The sequence below is a fragment of the Butyricimonas muris genome (assembly GCF_046365375.1).
Classification (GTDB): domain Bacteria; phylum Bacteroidota; class Bacteroidia; order Bacteroidales; family Marinifilaceae; genus Butyricimonas; species Butyricimonas muris.
Window position 1 is genome coordinate 182821 of the sequence record NZ_JBKEIT010000011.1, and the last position, 17844, is coordinate 200664.

The window sequence follows — 17844 nt, forward strand, 5'->3', positions numbered from 1 at the left end:
CTCGCTTATCTTCCTCTCCGCCGGAACCAAATAAACACCCCGCATCCCAGCAGCAAGATCGGTAACCCGAATTTAAACCCGGCTTTAAATATCCTGTACCAAGCCATAGATATCGACACGGTTGAATCCTTCGTGTCCGGACGCCGCGTATCCAAGGGTACCTCACCGTATGACATCCAAAGAGCGCATCCCGCCAGCAAATTACCATTGGCAGCAGAAACCCCTCTCGTAATTACAAACTCGTTATTCGACAAACAATCGGCATCTCCCGTCACCATAATCCGTTGTTCCTTGTTTCCCACCTGACGGGTCAGCCCCACCGCGGTATTAAACACTTTGGACACCTCTCCCACTGCCGGATTGAATTTCACCGTGTCATCCACGAAATCGGTGGTTTCCAATTCTGTCCACACCGGACCGATCGTATCCGTTTTCAAGAAAGCTTCCACTTTGAACCCCTTATCCTCCACTTGCTCGATCCCCGCGCAATTCTCGTGGGCAATCCGATAAGTAGATTTCATCTGGTACATCAAATCTTTCACCCGTTGGGTCGGAACCGTTGCCAAAAGGTTTGCCGTCGGTAAAGTTCCCTTGAACCGAACATCCGGTCCCACTAACAAAGGTGTCAATTCCAACCCGAGGAACTTACCCAACACCTTGTTTTGAGCCTCGCGGTGACTGGGTTCTCCCATAAACATCAGGTTTCCACCCCGTTCAATATATTTCCCCAACACGCTCTCTTCTTCCGGAGTCAACTCCGTGCGCATATCTGCGATCCACAATATATTAATATCTTTTGGAATATCTTTATCCAAGGTTATCTCCACCATATCAAATCCCTGGTTTACCAAGGAACCGCCATTCCATCTATGCGTCAACAAGTATCCCATGTCATACGGCACATCCCCGTACATACTTCTCTCCCTATGTCCCGTCACGAAACCGATCTTGGGCACATCCATAACCATACGTTTCAACGCCACAGCAGTCGCACCCTCTTCCAACAATCCTCTACCCGTGAAATCATGTAACCACTCTCTTTGTCCGTTCTCGCGGACTGCTTCCCGTATAAACTTATATCCTTGTGACGCCAAATCCGCCATCTTATCCACCTCAGCTCTCGACAACAACATCGTACTGTCCATCTCGTACACCTCGCACAATCGCCGGGCTTGCTGCCAAGCGGAAGGACGTCCCGGCATCCCCTCGTTCGGATCCGCATAATAATACACGACTTTCAACTCTGTTTCCGGCTTGAAACGTGTAAAGTGACGAGAAGCCTCTCGATTCTTCATGATAAAATGAGGATAAGCGTAAGTACCGTATCTCGAGTCAAGCACGTTCACGTAAGAAGTAATCGTCAATCCCCCATCCAATTTCCCCACGATCTCTTGAGCCACGGGAGTCAACGTGTTTTTTTCGTGGAAGTCGTATCCGCGTAAGCTAACAATGCCGGACGTGACGAAATAAAAGCCACTAGGCAAACCAAAGCAATCACCGCGAGATTTTTGTAAAGCGTAATCGTGAATTTCTGTTTCTGGCGAATAGCATGCAAACGAATAATCGTCAACATCAGGAACAAAGCAATCACTGTCAAGAAATAAATCAAATCCTCGCTACAAAGCATACCACTAATAAAAGTATTCACACGTCCGTTCATCCCCAACCAATAGGTAATTTCCCGCACAAGGTCATACTGCTGTCCCCAGCCGCTCACCATACCCAACAACATCAACACGATAAACGTACCTACCGCTGAAATCACCTGATAAGAAGTCAAACTGGAAACAAATATACCCACCGCCATATAGGTACAGGTCAACAAAAATATTCCCAACAACCCGGTCAATATCCATGCCCACTCGAAGTTATCGATCGTGCACCAAGCAAACACGACATACACGAACAATATCAAGGTCAACAAAAACGCATACGCCACCATCGCCAAAAACTTTCCTAACACGATATGCGTGTTGCTGATCGGTGAAGAATACAATAATTTTATCGAACCGCTACTCAACTCCTTACTGATTACCCCCATCGTCAACAAGGGGATATACAAGTACAGGATTTTCACCACGCTCGGCCACAAACCCGATCCGCCGCCATGTCCCATAACAAATAAACGATAAGAACACCAATAAGTCCTCCCCGAATTTTCCACGTCAAGCACGAATCCCTCGAGCATACCCGTGTAAAAGAACACCGTCTGAAAAATAAAACACAATAACAATAACCAAGCGATAGGCGAATAAAAAAGCATCTGTAATTCCGTCTTCGCTATTTTATATATGGCTCTCATAATAAATCTCTTTAACGTTTAGCAATTAATTTCCCTTCTCGGTCAACTTGGCAAATATCGTATCCAGCGAATTTTTCTCCTGCCGAATCTCCTGCATCCGCCAATGCTGTTCGGTGCTCAGATCCACTAGGCGTTCGATCACCTCCTGCGCATCGGTAAAACGCACCCGGAATTGTTGTCCGCCTAAGTCCTCCACCCCGGTCACTCCTTCCACTTGTCCCAACACCTCGGCAGTAGGCGCATTAGCAAAGTGAACATATATCGTATTCGGCACGATGTAATTGTCAAACTCGTCCACGGTACCGGAAAAAACCAATTTCCCGTGATCCATCATCAATATATGGTCACAAGTAGCCTGCACCTCCGACAGGATATGCGTGGAGAGAATCACCGTGCGTTCTTCCGCAATACTCTTGATCAAACGACGAATTTCCACGATCTGGTTCGGGTCCAAACCGTTGGTTGGCTCGTCAAACACCACTAAGTCCGGCTTATGCACGATAGCCTGCGCAATACCTACCCGCTGCTGGTATCCTCCGGACAGATTCTTTAACAACCGCTTACGGAAGTGAGTGATGGCACAACGTTCCATAACCTCTTCCACCGCCTTCTTAATCTCCCGAGGTGCCATCCAACGCAAATCCGCCGCATGTGTCAAATACTCCTCTACCGTTAAATCCTGATATAAAGGAGGTTTCTGCGGCAAAAAACCGATATGCCGCTTGGCGGCAATCGTGTCCCGCTTCGTGTTCACACCCGCAATTATCACATCTCCCTCAGTCTGCTTCAACACCCCGCACATGATATTCATCACGGTCGATTTCCCCGCCCCGTTTGCACCCAGCAACCCGTAAATCCCGTGCTTGGGAATCTCAAAACTTACATCTCTCGCTGCCCACTGGATACTATACCGATGTGACAAACGTTCTACTTTTACGATAATCTCTTCCATAACACCGTTATATTTTTACATACAATACTCCCTAAAAGCATCGCCCGTCCCATCAAAAGACGGGCGATGCATCACATAAATGATCACTAAAAAATTAAACTAACATCAATCGTTTCCTTCTTCTCCCTCGGGCTCGAAACGCTCCGGGAAACGGATGCGGTCCAGATTTACACCGAAACTCTCGATATACTCAACCATAATCTCGTATTTTTGACGTACTTTATCAAATCCTCTTCGCGGATTTAACAAACCACGATAATCCATGTACGGCTGATTATCCCAAGATTTCCAATAAGCCTCCTCTTGTTCCAATTCTGCCAATGAATAACTCATTACCAAATTCAAATAAAACATAAAATCGTACTCTTTCATTTGATCCACCGAATAAATACTTTTTGCCGTTTGGATATTCAAATATCCTTGTGCAAAACAGTTCATCTTGGAAGCTGCATCAAAATCATTTGGATCAGAAGGATACATATTGCTATACGCCACATATTTAGAAACAGCAGCAAAGTCATCTTGAACAGTCATAATAGCCTTATTATACAATATATTCAAGAAAATCTTATGAAGTCCCCGCATAAATTCTGTTTTCACACCTTCCGTGATTTCAAAATCTTTTCTCGCTCCATTCAAAGCAATATAGTCGTATCCCCTATATACCATTAGTTCAATTGAATCACCACGTTCCATAATTCCCTCTAAACGATTATTATACCAACTTCCCTGCCACAACTCTGAGCACAAGAAAACTTTCAAAGGCATAGCTTCTTTTAATAAATCTCCCGAATAATAATCCAAGAAAAATTCTTGAAACATACCCAACACCGGAGCAACATAATCAGGATCGGCTTTCTTTGCTGTCAAATAACCTCCTAAATTAGGTTCAACTTGTTCTTCCCACCCGGTATTTGCCCAGTATAAATCCTTAACATCGTACTCATAAACTGTATAAAAACCATAGTCCTTAAACCATTGCACAATATCATCATCATATTCATGAGTTCCTTGCGGCAAAGAATACATCATCTCATTTCCCTCCGTGGGCACAATATCATCTTCATTATAACATCCTGTCCACAATGCCACACAAAAAAAGATAAATAATAAATATCTGAATTTCATAGTCATGTATTATTTGTTATTACCATTAACTATTTCTGTCAAGTTCGGATTTCTTCTCAACACCTCTCCGGGAATAGGTAACACGTACCGTGAATCATTTTTCTGCAAAACATATTTTGTTTCATGTCCGTTATCATTATCCAAGAAAATATGAGTAATCTCGGGCATACCCAAACGACGCAAGTCAAACCAACGATGATTCCCTTCATAACACAATTCCCGACGTCTCTCCCTTAAACAAAATTCCAACAATTCATCTGCATTAGTAAAATCAGCCATCGTCATATCCACATATCCTGCGCTTAAACGATTTCGACGCAATTCATTCAAATCGTTCAACGCCAAATAAGCATCTTCCTCATTATGTGTCTCTATATATTTACGGATATAAGCTTCTGCCCGATTCAAATACACTTCTGCCGTACGAATCCCGCCATTCACCCAATATGTTCCATTCACACCTTTTTTGGAGTTAACATAAATACCAGCATTGTCCCCCCACGTCGGTTTTACAAAATAAGCGAACGTATTAGACGTTACAATTCTCAAATCAGAAAGACCTTCCTTTATGTCATACAACACGTAAAGATCCAACAACTCTTCCGAGGGTGAACAAGGATACAAAGCCATGGTATCTTCATCTTTTTCAACACAACACCATAAGAGTTCCATAGGAGTTCTTGAATCATAAACACCACTTGAATAAGATGTTGCAGATTTCATCTCAAATAATTGAGGATGGATATCCAATACAGAATCAGCATAACGAATAACCTCATCCCACTTATTCATGTGAAGACAAACCCTTGACAAGAGTGCCCACCCTACCGGATAACGTAAACGCAACACATCATTGGATTGGGCTTCTTGCCCCTCTTTCATCAAACGTGTTCCCGTTTCCAAATCTTCCAATATTTGCTCGTAACACTCGGCAACAGAATTACGTTTAAATTTCTCATCTGTAACACCGGTATTCAATTTTAATGGTACTCCTGAATTTATAGTCGGATCACCATAATTATAGGGAACACCAAAAAAATTCACCAATATATAGTAATACAATCCGCGCAAAACATAACTTTCACCTTTAATATGAGCTTTTTTTACATCACTTCCTGCCATTTGGTCTATATACTCCAGTACCAAATTACAACCCATGATCCGTTCATACGGAACTTTCCAAAAAGAAATATCATTACCTCCCCCATCTTCATTAAACATGAGAAGGTCCCACCTAAAACGCCACATTTCATTCTCTTTCTGTGCTTGATAACCTGCTTCGACAATGTTACTTCTCACATTATCCGTGAATATTTCCGTTTTCCGATTCATCAAAGCTCCCATTTCCTCGGTCGGATAAGCACCGGATTCTAATATTTTTTCCATATCCGACACCGTCGAAGGACGAACTTCACTCTGACTCTGTTCCTCCAAAAAATCATCACACTGAATAAAACAAAGCGCCAGGAATAGTAAAAACAATTTTGATTTCATATTCGTATTCCTTTATTAATTAAAAACTTACACTAATTCCCAATGACATAGTTCTTTGCAAGGGTTGTCCCCCCAATGCTACTTCCGGATCGCGTCCCTTGAAATCTTTACTTCTAATTTGGAAAGGATTATTCAACGAGAACGACATACCGAGATGTTGTAATGTACCCGGTAACAATCTTTCCGGCAATGAATAAGAAAGCGATATACTGCCGCAACGCAAAAACCAAGCATCTACCACACGTGCCGTTGATTTAGCATACAAATCATAAGGATTATACTCCAAATCCACCACCTTTATATATCTGGCAGTAGTAATCATATTCGGTAACGCAGGCACATTAGTAATTTTCTCATCACCCGGCTTCCTCCAACGTTTCACCCACTCGGTAGACATATTTTCATACTCGCTCGGGATACTTTGCGTCATTTTTCCCATCGGAGCCAAAAAAGTTTGATTACCTACACTTAAATACAAACCACTGGACAACGACAATGTCTTGTAACGAATAGAAAAAGAAACTCCGCAATTAAAATCCGGTTCCATTTTCCCGGCGTAATCCATATAGAGCGTGGCATCCGTCTTTGCCTCTTCCAATTCCGCCCCCGTCAAATCAAACATTGGTCCCCCGTGTTCGGGATTCAAACCGGCAAAACGCATTGCCCAGAAACTGGATACTGCATACCCCTTTTTACTCAAATTACCGCTTGCGGCTTCTGTCCACTCGTGCGTTGGTTCAATACTTGATTCCAATTTATTATACACTTTCCCCATGTTAAAACCCAAAGAAACGATAAAATCTTTCCCTTTCACCGGAGTAAATCCAAAACTGGCATCCCAACCGGAATTAGACATCTCGCCACCATTAATAGGCCGAGTCGCCACTCCGTTTTCATACGGAACCTCCAAACTCGTCACCATGTCGGTTGTCTTCTTGTAATACCCATCAAACGAGAATGAAATTTTATTATCGAACAAACTACCACTGATACCATAGTTGATGTTCTGCGTTTTTTCCCACTTCAACTTCGGCGCAGGCAAATCCTTTACAGTCAAAGTATAATCATAAGTTTTCGGATCTTTACCAATTGTCGCAATCAAATACGGACTTACACTCTCCACCACATTTCCCTGATACCCGTAGGAAAAACGAAAATTCAGACCTCGCACAAAATTCTGGTTCTGCATCCAAGGCTCCATTTCCATATTCCAACGAAAGCCCAATGCCCACACAGGTTGAAAACGGGCACTTTTATCTTGCCCGAAACGATTGGAAGCATCTCCGCGAGCACTTACGTTAAACGCAAAACGGTCATCAAACATATATCCCAAAGTCACGTAATAAGACATTGTATTCGATTTACTGTCACTGATAGAAGGCGTCGTACGGAATAAATCACTAATATTTTGTGTACCTGAATAAAAAGGGGGTATGTTCACAATAACCTTACCTCTATCCGGCATATACCCGTAAGTTGTTTCCGAGGAACCTTTCCCCCGAGAACTTCTCAATTCGTACCCAAGAGCTGCCGTAACAGAGTGTTTTCCGTTAAATACCTTCACGAAATCCAATTGATTACGCCAACTCCATCCCACAGACCCACTCATAGACTGCGTCAACTCTCCTCCATGAGGAAGTTTAGAGGAATCATATTTAGCATCCCCCTTACTATATTCTTCAAAATTATACCCCCGCATATTGGCAATATAATTTGTCTGCTCCGTACGCCAAGTCTCTCCGTCCACACGGGAGTTACTATATGAACCGGACATAGAGTATGACAATGACTCCAAAATCTGCCAGCGCAAACTCAAACTAGCATTCAAAGAAGCTAATCTGTTCTCGTTTCCGCTATGTTTCAATTCATTCTCCATGTTAAACAAAAATCCGTTATCCTTATGTTCATAGAAAGATAACTCCCCATTGGCATCTTTATGCGGAATAGCCCTACTGGTCTTAGAAGCATATGCAAAAGGATCCTCCCCCACGAAAGCTGTAGTTTCCGACACACTACCGGCAAGTGAGGTTGATAACGAAATCTTCTCCCACAGACGGGCAGATACACTCACGTTACCCGTGTATTGAGTTTTACCGTTTCCTTTCGCCGTATTGTTATTATCACTCACACCGAAAGAAGCATGATATGTTGCCTGTTCCGTTCCCCCCGAGATACTTACCGTGTGATTGTGACTAATGGCATTTCTAAAAAATATTTTAAACCAATCCGTATTATTCTTTTCCAACTGTTTTGCCGCAGCAGTAAACTCTTCCAGAGTAATCTCCCGATTTCGATAAGCTTTCGCCAAAGCTGAATACCCGATATTCTGGTTCCCAGACAAAGGGATATTAGTTTCGTAAGCCTCACGGGAAACATCCACGCGTTGTTGCGAGTTCATCAACTCCAATTTATTATAATTCATTCGCGGAGAATACGACATTCCTCCAGAATAACTAATAGACATACGTCCCACTTTCCCCTTCTTAGTAGTAATCACAATTACCCCATTTGCGGCCTTCGTTCCGTAAATAGCCGTAGCAATAGCATCTTTCAACACCGTGATTGATTCGATATCTTTCGGGTTCAACCAAGAAATAGCACCTCCCACGAAATCGTTGATCATATCCGTGTTACTCGGATCCAAATTATTGAAATCATTCGTCTTGAACGGAAGAGGATCCTCTTGAATGATTCCATCTACCACCCACACAGGTTCAGCGTTACCCAACAACGTGGAAGTTCCCCGCACGCGTACTCTCTGGCGGGTCCCCGTCAAACCGCTACGATTGATTACCATCATTCCCGGAACTTTACCTTGCAAAGCCGATTCCAAAGTCCGCGTACCGTCCAACACCAAGTCATCCATATTCACCTTACTGATAGACCCCGCCGATGCTTTCTCTTTAAGCACCTGATACCCAGTAACGACCACCTCATCCAGCGCCGCCACGTCCTCTTCCAAACTCACGCGCAACATATCCTTCGCCCCCGAGAAAGCCACCTGTTTCGTCTTGTAACCGATACAAGAAAACTCCAGAGTCCCCTTCTCCACCGGCAACGAAATCGTGTACTTACCCTCGCTGTCTGTGGCAACACCCACTGTCGTTCCCACTAACTTGACTGTGACACCCGGTATCGGTGCTTTGTTTATGTCCTGCACTTCACCCTTGATCACCGTCGCTTTCACCTCCTTCGTCATGAGACGCTTGTAAATAATAATGGTTTCATCCACCTGTTTCCAAGTCAAATCCGTTTTCTTTAAACACTCGTCAAGAATCTCCCCCACCGTTTTTTGTTTCACGTCAAAGCTAATCTTGGTATAAGCCTTAACATCGTCAAGCTGGTAAGCGAAAGTCTGGTTACTTACCTCCCTCAACTTTTCAATTACCCGATCCAAAGACACGTTCTGCATCTTCAAATCAAATCGTTTCTCCTGTGCCTGTGCGTTCCCCGGGACACTCGACAAGAAAACAAAACCTAATAACAGGTACAAAAACCTGTGAACAAATGCAAGAGGGAATTTTATTACTCCTTTCTTGCAGGTGTAACCGTTTTTTTTCATAATTTTGAATTGAATTTTAAAATAACAACTAGTTCTCGCTCCGCGAGAATATAGAGAACGGGAAGTTTCGCGAGAACTTCCCGCTTTTCTATTCATTACGTCTTACTTCGATCACGTCATCTTTTTTAACAAAACAAATCTTTTTCGTGTTTTCTAGAATCTCCAGCACGCTGTCGATATCCTCGTAACGTTTCGTTTCCACGGAAAAAAGCATACTCCCGAGATCCCGGTCGTTAAAACGAACTGTCACGTCATACCAATCACTCAAAGCCCTCATGATCTCGAATAACGAACGCTCCTTGAAATAAAACCGGTCGTTCAACCATGCCGTATTGACATCCACATCCGCCTCCTGCACGCGGATACCTTTATCACCCGTGGCAATCACCCCCTCCTGCCCCGGGAGCAACACCACCGAATCCCGTGAATCACTCAAACACACGGAACCGCTGACCAACGTCGTACGACTCGGTTGTTCATTGTAACAGGAAATATTGAATTGCGTCCCCAATACCGTAACGCTATTATCCGCGAAATGAACGACAAAAGGTCTTGTATTGTCCGGGACAACCTCGAAATACGCCTCCCCCTCTATCCACACTTCCCGGGTCGTTCCGGTAAAAGGCACCCGATAACGAAGAACGGTATTCGTGTTCATCCGCACGTGGCTACCGTCGCCGAGCACCAACGAGAATTCCGCCTGCCGCGGCACCCGTATCGTGTGCCACACGGGTTCCTCCACGGCACCCGTATCCGTCACGTAAGTTAACTCCTTCCCTTTCTGTTTCACGGCTACCTCGTTTTGACGTTGCAAACGATCGATCCCCGCGGAATCCAAAACATACTCTTTGTCACTCACGGAAATCGTCGGTAAATTACTCGCCACGGGCACAATCATCAAAGGTTTTACTTGCTTCTGAGTCGGGAAATACAGCCACAACGCCACCGTCAATGCCGCCACCACGCAAGCCGCAACTGCCGAATACCTCAACACGAGGCGACGTCCCCGTCCCTTGGACAAATACCTCTTCCGGAAAACCTCCCATTCCTCTTGCCCCGTCGGCTCCCAACACACACGGGGAAGATTTACCTCTATATCATCATAAAGTTCCTGTAAAGGCAATTCCTTCCCCGGGGCACGAACCTCCCCCTCTTCCCGGCTCACCTTCTCCTCCGCCAGACGCTTCGCGAATTGCCTCGCCAAATCTATTCGTTTTTCTATTTCACGCTTCATCGCACTTGTTTTAATACACATCATACGAAGAAGTCGAAAAAACGGGTGAATGGAAAATATAATTTAGATGAATATTTTCAACAGCACGGATACAATATACTGGTTACTAATCATTTCTCTCAACTTCTCATAAGCATTTTTTTTCAAAGTCTTTACCGTGTTGATCGAAACACTTAACTCGTCGGCGATCTCTTGCAGTGAATACCCCTGCAACGTGAGTGTGGCAATCTGCCGGGAACGTTCGGGCAACTTATTCACGGCCCCGCGCACGATCCGGTAAGTTTCATTACGCGTCACCTCGTCCAGAAAAAACTCCTCACCGTAAACCTCGTCCTTCAATTCCTGAAACTTACTCTCGATCACTTTTTGCAATCGCAAATGATCCAAACATTTATTCCGTGCCGACGTGTACAAAAAAGAAAGGATCTCCTTCTCCGAGAAAACCGGATTAAAATGATTCCAAAGCGAGAAAAACGAATCTTGGGCTACATCCCGTGCCAACTCCTCATCCTTTAGATAGGAGCTACAAAAATCCCGTATAGCTTGAAAATATTCAAGATATATCGTTTCAAATCGCTTTTGATTTTCAGATGTAACCATTACTCCTATCACCCGTATTACGTGACTTAACACGACAAAGGTATATATTTTCATCAATAACGCATCAAACAAAAAAGAAATTATAACTTTGAGTTTCAAAAAATATACTCGTGAACTATGATCGAAAAATTAGCCATCTATTTTATATTCTTACTCGTTATTCCGGACATCTATATTTACAAGCTATATATCAAACGGCATATCGCCAACCGACGTACCCGATTGCTGTGGTTCGTGCCGTCGGTTATCTTGATGCTTGGTCTTCTATGGATATTACTGTTTTCACGAGGCGGACACGGCGGACAATCTTTTATCGGGATTTTCACGATCACGTACCTTGCCATCGTGCTGCCCAAGGTGATTTTTTCCATTTGTTCGCTACTCGACCTGCCGACAAGATACACGCTGAAATTACAGTCCCATCCCTTCGCGTGGTTAGGTGTTGTCGCGGGAGCCGCCACGATGTTGGTCATTTTGTACGGCACGTTTTGGGGACGGAAACAATTCGAGGTAAAACAGATCGTCTTCACTTCTCCCGATCTCCCCGCAGCTTTCGACGGCTACCGGGTGGCACAGGTCTCGGATATACACACCGGAAGCTGGCGCGATAACCGGGAGGCGTTGCGAGAAGCCGTCGCCCTCGTCAACGCCCAGCGGGCGGACATCATCGTGTTCACGGGTGATCTTGTAAATAACGAGGCGGCGGAGCTCGATCCTTTCGAGGATATTCTCTCCCGCCTGCAAGCACCCGACGGGGTGTATTCCGTACTCGGGAATCATGATTACAGCCCGTACCGTCATTGGTCGAGCAAGAAAGCTCGTGAAAAGAACCTGCAAGACATCAAGGAACGACAAGCTGCCATGGGTTGGCATCTACTTGACAATAAACACGTGATGCTGCACCGTGACACGGATAGCATTGCCTTGATCGGTGTCGGGGACGACGGCGGACGTACTCTCGACCGATACAGCGATCTCCCTCTCGCCACGCGAGGCACGGAACAAACCGCTTTCAAGCTGTTGTTGAGTCATACCCCCACGCACTGGCGCCGGGAAGTGCTCGACACGGACATCGATCTCACGCTTTCCGGGCACACGCACGCCATGCAATTCGCCCTCGGTCGCCTCTCTCCCTCCTCCCTCATGTACCCCGAATGGAGCGGACTATACATGGAAGGTTCGCGAGGTCTGTACGTCAACGTCGGGCTGGGATTCATCGGGCTTATGCCCTTGCGTTTCGGTGCATGGCCGGAAATCACGGTCATCACGCTGAAAAAAATGTAGGATTCAGAACCGAAGCAAGGCTGTAACTTAGCTCCTCCTCTGTTTATAGAGGAGGTGGCACGAAGTGCCGGAGGAGTTTACGATCACCATATACAAAAACTCCCTCCCCCCTTCGGGGTATTGAGCCCGGAAACCGGTCTCGAACTGGCTCTCGCTCGGCAACAAGGAAGCAAGCTTCCCTGCTGCCCTCGCTTACTCGCCAGTTTCCCTCTATAAACAGAGGGAGAGCTAGTTACTCTCTCCGCTTCGGGAATCCTTTCATTTCAAATTCTAAATTTCCCTTTCCGGTGACACTTTTCGCCCGTTCGGGTGTTTTGAGTGAAACTAAAATCACAAAAGTATGTTATACCTTAAAACAATCACGTTATTATTCTTTTTACCGTTACTCGGTTGTACTTCCACGCCGCGCACATGGCAGGGACAAGCAGGCAGTAAACGGATTTTTATCGAGTTACAAACTACACCGGAGGGAATAAACCGGGCTTTCCTGTCGCTCCCGGAACAATGGGTAAACAACGCGGAAGCGGATTCGCTCGTCCTCTCCGACGAGGACATTCTGGCAATTGTCGAGCGGGACGGTATTCAGTTTGAAGGGACATTCCATTCCGGCAAGGATTCTATCCGGGCAAAAGTGACAACGTACGGGAAAACCCGGGAATTCAATCTTGGCAAGGTCGACAGCCTGCAACCTCTCTACTTCCCACAAAATCCCCGTCCCCCCTATCCTTACCGTTCCGAAGACATCACCTATACCTCGTGCGACTCCATACAGGTAGCGGGGACGCTGACCGTGCCGCGAGGGAAAGGACCTTTCCCGGCAGCGATTATCGTATCCGGCACCGGAAAGCAAGACCGTGACGGCACTTTCTCCGGTCACAAACCTTTCTTTCGCGTGGCCGATGAACTGACGAGGCGGGGATTTATTGTCCTGCGGACAGACGACCGGGGAACGGGACAGACAAACGGCATGTATGAAATGGCTACCACGAGAGATTTTGCCCGTGACGCGCAAGCAGGCATCGATTACTTGAAAACACGTCCCGAGACCGACAAAGAACGTATCGGGGTTATCGGGCACAGCGAAGGCGGTCAAGTGGCATTTATACTTGGGGCAGAATCTCCCGATGTTTCATTCGTGGTTTCCCTCGCGGGTGTCGGCGTGGACGGTTTGCAGATTCTGGAATCGCAGAATAAAGCGATTCTTGAAACCACCCCGGGCATCACTTCCGCGCAAGTGGGACAGTTTATGGATTTATTCAACACTCTTTTTCAAACGGTACATTCCGTTCCTCTCGAGCAGCCTCTTGAACGCCCCCTGCGTGCCGCTTTCGACAATTGGATATCCCGCCAGGACAAGGCGATTCTCGAAGCCGTAAACCTCACCGGCGGCAGGGAGGAATCTTTTTTCAGCCGATACCTTTATCAGGCACAAAGTCGCTGGTACCGTGAAATGGTGCAATACAATCCTGCCGATTATATCCCGAGGATTACTTGTCCCGTGCTGGCACTCAACGGCGACCGGGATATCATGGTTCCCTCTGACGAGAACCTTGCTTCGATAAAAAAACTGTTGGATGAAGGTGGCAATACCCGCTATAAAATCGTGGAACTCCCCGGCTTGAATCATATGTTCCAACGCTGTGTTACCGGAACACGGGAAGAAATACCCGATCTTGAAGATGTATTCTCGGAAGAAGCCTTACAAATACTGGGTGACTGGTTGGAAACCAATAAATAATAAAAACGGGAGAGTCGGTAACACTCTCCCGTTTCTATTCATTTCGTTTATTCCGCCTTTAATGTTTCTATCACGAAGCTAACCTCCTCCGCCAAAGCAGAGGGGCTACCCATGTACCCGCCCACGCTCCAACGCAGGTTTCCCTCTCCGTCAATAATCATCTTGTGGGGAATACCGGAGAATTTAAACGCCTTGCAATACGCGTCGTAAACAGCCGACCGAGTACCCGTTTGGGGATTCACGTTATCGACAAGCACGTCAAGAGAATAATTTTTCTCTTTCAGAAATTCCCTGATCTTCTGCCGGAAATCGGCTTTTGTTTCCATCGTGGCGATAAAATAGAAAGCCACGTCAGGATCATTCTTGTACTTGTTCTCCGCCATCTGCATTCCCGGCAAAGATGCTTTACAGGGAGCGCACCACGTTGCCCAGAAGTCCAACACGATAATCTTTCCTTTCATCTTGGAAAGATCAACCTTTTTCCCGTCCAAATCTTCCAAGGCATAAAGCGTGATCTTTTCTTTAATCATCGACTCTTTCAAATGCGCCTGCATCTCCTGCTGCTTTTCCCGTGACTTCAAAGAATTGACGTAAGCATCAAAATCCTTGTCATTCTTGTGTGTCTTCAAGTAATCGGCACGCAAAATATCCAACATTCCGGGAGTCACGGCATCTTCCCGAACCCCGGTAATGATAGTCGGGATCACGAGCGAGGAATAATCATTCTTCTGCAACAACTGCACGTACAGTTCGTTGTAAACGGCTGACTTGTAAGCGTAAATATCCTTTATCTCCTCCATCAGTTCCAAGGCTTCGGCAGGTGACCCGGTGGCAGCCAGCACGGAAGCATGGGCAAGAATCATGTCTTTTCCCCTGGCGAGCAGTTGCTGTTTCCATTCCCGGTCGGAATACACCCGGGCAGAACCCTCGCGGGGACGGGTCATCACCTCGTCATAGATCAACTTCGCGAAAGGCAATACCTGTTCCGGCGTCCGCTGGTTCGTGCTCAAAGGTACTTGTACCATATGCCAGTAAAAGGTGAGCAACAAATTCTGGGGCACATCATGAATATACTTGTACAACTGGCTGTAATCGTCCTTCTTGATAATAGGCTGATAAACCACCGATTGGAATATCTTACCAAGGTACATACCGGTCATTTCCGTTTCCGTGTCACGGAATTTCTCCACAGGAAAACGCTTCAGAAATGCCTCGAACTCGGGCGTCTTCGCGTCCGGATCACTAATTCTGAATATACGCCATATCTCCCGGTCACGAGCGAGAATCCCGTCAGGGTATTCCTTTAATATACGCTGTTCCACGGCGGCGGCAACCGCTGTATCCTTAACGATATTCCGGGCAACTTCCAATGCTTTCAAGAGGGTTTCCTCGTCCACCTCGGGCAAGTTCACGATAAAATTCACGTCGCTCAACATCTGCTCGTGTTTCTCTCCCGGCATCATTTGATTCAATAACTTGGCAGCGTAATAAAACACGTACTGCCGTGCTCCCGGATCTTTCAGTAACTGTTGATTAAGCCAGAAACGCATCACGTCATCATCAATATAAGCCTCCTCCTCGCAATAACCGGGTAACGATTCCAACTTCTTGTTGCGCAGCATACCCCACCCGATGTACGACGTGGGCAAGTTCCGCCCGTCCCGGTCGAAAGTCATCGTGGCATAAGTCGCACGTCCGCCCGAATCCTGCTTGTCACCCGCGTAAAATTTACATACCACCAACGCGCACCGGTCAGGAATCATGCAAGTAGCCTCCCAAGCCGTGTCGTTTTTCACCAGATTCAAGTCTTCCGCCTCCCAGCGCAGATCCTGCCAGTAATAGACCGTCCCGTGAACAGTCTCTTCCCCGGCAAGCGAAGTCAACGAGTTATCATACGTGAACTTCACCTCCTGCCCCACGACAGGCACTAGCGGGATAATATGAAACGGTCTGCGATTTTGTGCGCTCAAAGCGCACGAGATAAACAGAAGTACCACGATACTTCCTAACAATGTGATTTTTTTCATACAATACGAATTAACAAGTTTATAAAGTTTATAAGGTTCATAAAGTTTATAAAGTAATAGGCATACCTAACCTTATGAACTTTATAACTTTATGAACCTTACGAACTCTTTTTATTCTATCTGCCCGATCTCCGGGTTTTCCTCCAAGTACAACTCGCCCATCGGGAACGTGTAGCGTACCGCACCGGGTTGTAAAGTATAAGTAGTACCTTTAAACACGCGGGTAACGGTCTGTGTCGGGAAATCGGGATCGTTCGCCAGACGGCGTTGATCCATCCAGCGCAACCCGCGACACATCAACTCTTTCCGTCGCTCTTGCAACACGTGTCCCAAAGCCTCGGTCGCAGTCGCGGCACTTAACGTATAGTACTCGTCCGGGGAGAAACGATATTCCCGCAGAGTGTTCAGGATATTCATCGCCTCCGTCGTCTTTCCCTCGCGAGCCCAACATTCCGCTTCAATCAACATCATTTCCGGCACGGAGGGACCCATGCTACGGGATTCATACTTCGGGTAACTACTATTATACAAATGATTCTTGAAATAGATCCGTCCCATGTACTCCACGCCCAACTCGGACATCGGTCTGGTGAAATACAGGTAACGCAGGTCATAATCTCGGTCAAACAAGTTCAACAAACCATCACTCAACACGAGATCAACGGCACTATAAGAACTTAACGAGAAAGTCGTTCTCGGCATCTTGGCAAGTATCACTTCCTTGTCCTTCAAGTTTTCCGGGTAAGTTACCGCATCACCGATATAAAGATTCAGATTCTCCAGTCCACTCTGCAACTTCAACGCTTCCACGGCATTAGCCTTTGCCTCCGTGTAATTCCCCATCAGCAAATAAGCCCTCGCTTTCAAGGCGTAAACGGCACATTTACTCGGGTAGAAATTGAACTGCGGTACGTCCGGCAGATACTCGAAAGCATCGTTCAAATCACTGATAATCTGCTCGTACACTCTCTCCACGGACGCACGGGGTAAAGAACCCTCCACGCGGGGAGTCGTCAATAGAGGCACCCCCTGATCGGTCGCGGCAGTCGCGGCGTTATAGGGCTTACCGTACACGTTCACCAATGCCAGATAAGCATCGGCACGATGCACGAGCGCCTCGGCACGGATCGATAGTTTCTCTGCCTGCGTTCCGTTTTTACTACCCATCACCTCATCGATCACCACGTTACAATTATAAATCACTTGATAAACGGCATTCATCTCCTGATCATTTTCCGACTGACTGTAAATCTCGTCCGCCCACGTGTATATCGGGATAAACTTATCCGTTTCGTATACAGCGTTCTGCTGCGTTTCATCGGACATATTGATGTCGTCCGAAGCCACATCATGGTACGCAAGCGTGTACTTGAAATTCTCCGTGTTATTCATCAGATAACGGTAATTCACCGTTTCCTCCGGGATCAATTTCCCCTTCGTCTTGATATCCACCCAATCCGAGCAGGCGGAAAGCGAACAGGAAAGCCCGACAACCAAACTCAATAATATATTCTTGTTCATAT

General features: G+C 46.1%; 12 protein-coding genes. 2 read left to right on the top strand and 10 right to left on the bottom strand.

What is annotated here, in order from left to right; genetic code table 11:
- Positions 1–5: 5 nt before the first annotated feature.
- The 8 genes from ACK8P8_RS17760 to ACK8P8_RS17795 form a co-directional block, all read right to left on the bottom strand.
- Positions 6–1484 (bottom strand): Gldg family protein, encoded by a 1479-nt coding sequence (locus ACK8P8_RS17760; RefSeq protein WP_410026113.1) that lies wholly within the window; start codon positions 1482–1484, stop codon positions 6–8.
- Complete coding sequence (locus tag ACK8P8_RS17765; protein ID WP_410026114.1) at positions 1406–2302, bottom strand: ABC transporter permease; 897 nt, start codon at positions 2300–2302, stop codon at positions 1406–1408. Before ACK8P8_RS17765 ends, ACK8P8_RS17760 begins: the two co-directional genes overlap by 79 nt.
- 25 nt (positions 2303–2327) lie before the next feature.
- Positions 2328–3254 carry an ABC transporter ATP-binding protein gene (locus ACK8P8_RS17770; protein WP_186976471.1) on the bottom strand — a complete coding sequence of 309 codons (927 nt, stop codon included), beginning with the start codon at positions 3252–3254 and terminating at the stop codon, positions 2328–2330.
- Between the two features lie 105 nt (positions 3255–3359).
- Entirely contained in the window at positions 3360–4382 is a 1023-nt protein-coding gene (locus tag ACK8P8_RS17775) for a hypothetical protein (protein ID WP_186976469.1), read from the bottom strand.
- A 9-nt stretch (positions 4383–4391) separates the two neighbouring features.
- On the bottom strand, positions 4392–5876 hold the full coding sequence (locus tag ACK8P8_RS17780) for a RagB/SusD family nutrient uptake outer membrane protein (protein WP_369858763.1): 1485 nt from the start codon (positions 5874–5876) through the stop codon (positions 4392–4394).
- A 19-nt stretch (positions 5877–5895) separates the two neighbouring features.
- Entirely contained in the window at positions 5896–9438 is a 3543-nt protein-coding gene (locus tag ACK8P8_RS17785; RefSeq protein WP_369858764.1) for a SusC/RagA family TonB-linked outer membrane protein, read from the bottom strand.
- 88 nt (positions 9439–9526) lie between these two features.
- Positions 9527–10672 (bottom strand): FecR family protein, encoded by a 1146-nt coding sequence (locus ACK8P8_RS17790; protein ID WP_369858765.1) that lies wholly within the window; start codon positions 10670–10672, stop codon positions 9527–9529.
- A gap of 63 nt (positions 10673–10735) precedes the next feature.
- Positions 10736–11272: an RNA polymerase sigma factor gene (locus ACK8P8_RS17795; protein ID WP_176555120.1), complete on the bottom strand. Its 537-nt coding sequence runs from the start codon at positions 11270–11272 to the stop codon at positions 10736–10738.
- A gap of 117 nt (positions 11273–11389) precedes the next feature.
- Between ACK8P8_RS17795 and ACK8P8_RS17800 the strand changes: the two genes are divergently transcribed.
- Both ACK8P8_RS17800 and ACK8P8_RS17805 read left to right on the top strand, forming a co-directional pair.
- Entirely contained in the window at positions 11390–12556 is a 1167-nt protein-coding gene (locus ACK8P8_RS17800; RefSeq protein WP_369858766.1) for a metallophosphoesterase, read from the top strand.
- A gap of 340 nt (positions 12557–12896) precedes the next feature.
- Positions 12897–14294, top strand: coding sequence for an alpha/beta hydrolase family protein (locus tag ACK8P8_RS17805; protein WP_369858767.1), 1398 nt, complete (start codon positions 12897–12899; stop codon positions 14292–14294).
- A gap of 47 nt (positions 14295–14341) precedes the next feature.
- Here ACK8P8_RS17805 and ACK8P8_RS17810 read toward each other — a convergent pair whose 3' ends face one another.
- Together ACK8P8_RS17810 and ACK8P8_RS17815 are read right to left on the bottom strand one after the other, a co-directional pair.
- Positions 14342–16321, bottom strand: coding sequence for a TlpA family protein disulfide reductase (locus ACK8P8_RS17810; RefSeq protein WP_369858768.1), 1980 nt, complete (start codon positions 16319–16321; stop codon positions 14342–14344).
- Between the two features lie 111 nt (positions 16322–16432).
- Complete coding sequence (locus tag ACK8P8_RS17815) at positions 16433–17842, bottom strand: RagB/SusD family nutrient uptake outer membrane protein (protein WP_369858769.1); 1410 nt, start codon at positions 17840–17842, stop codon at positions 16433–16435.
- Positions 17843–17844 lie beyond the last annotated feature (2 nt).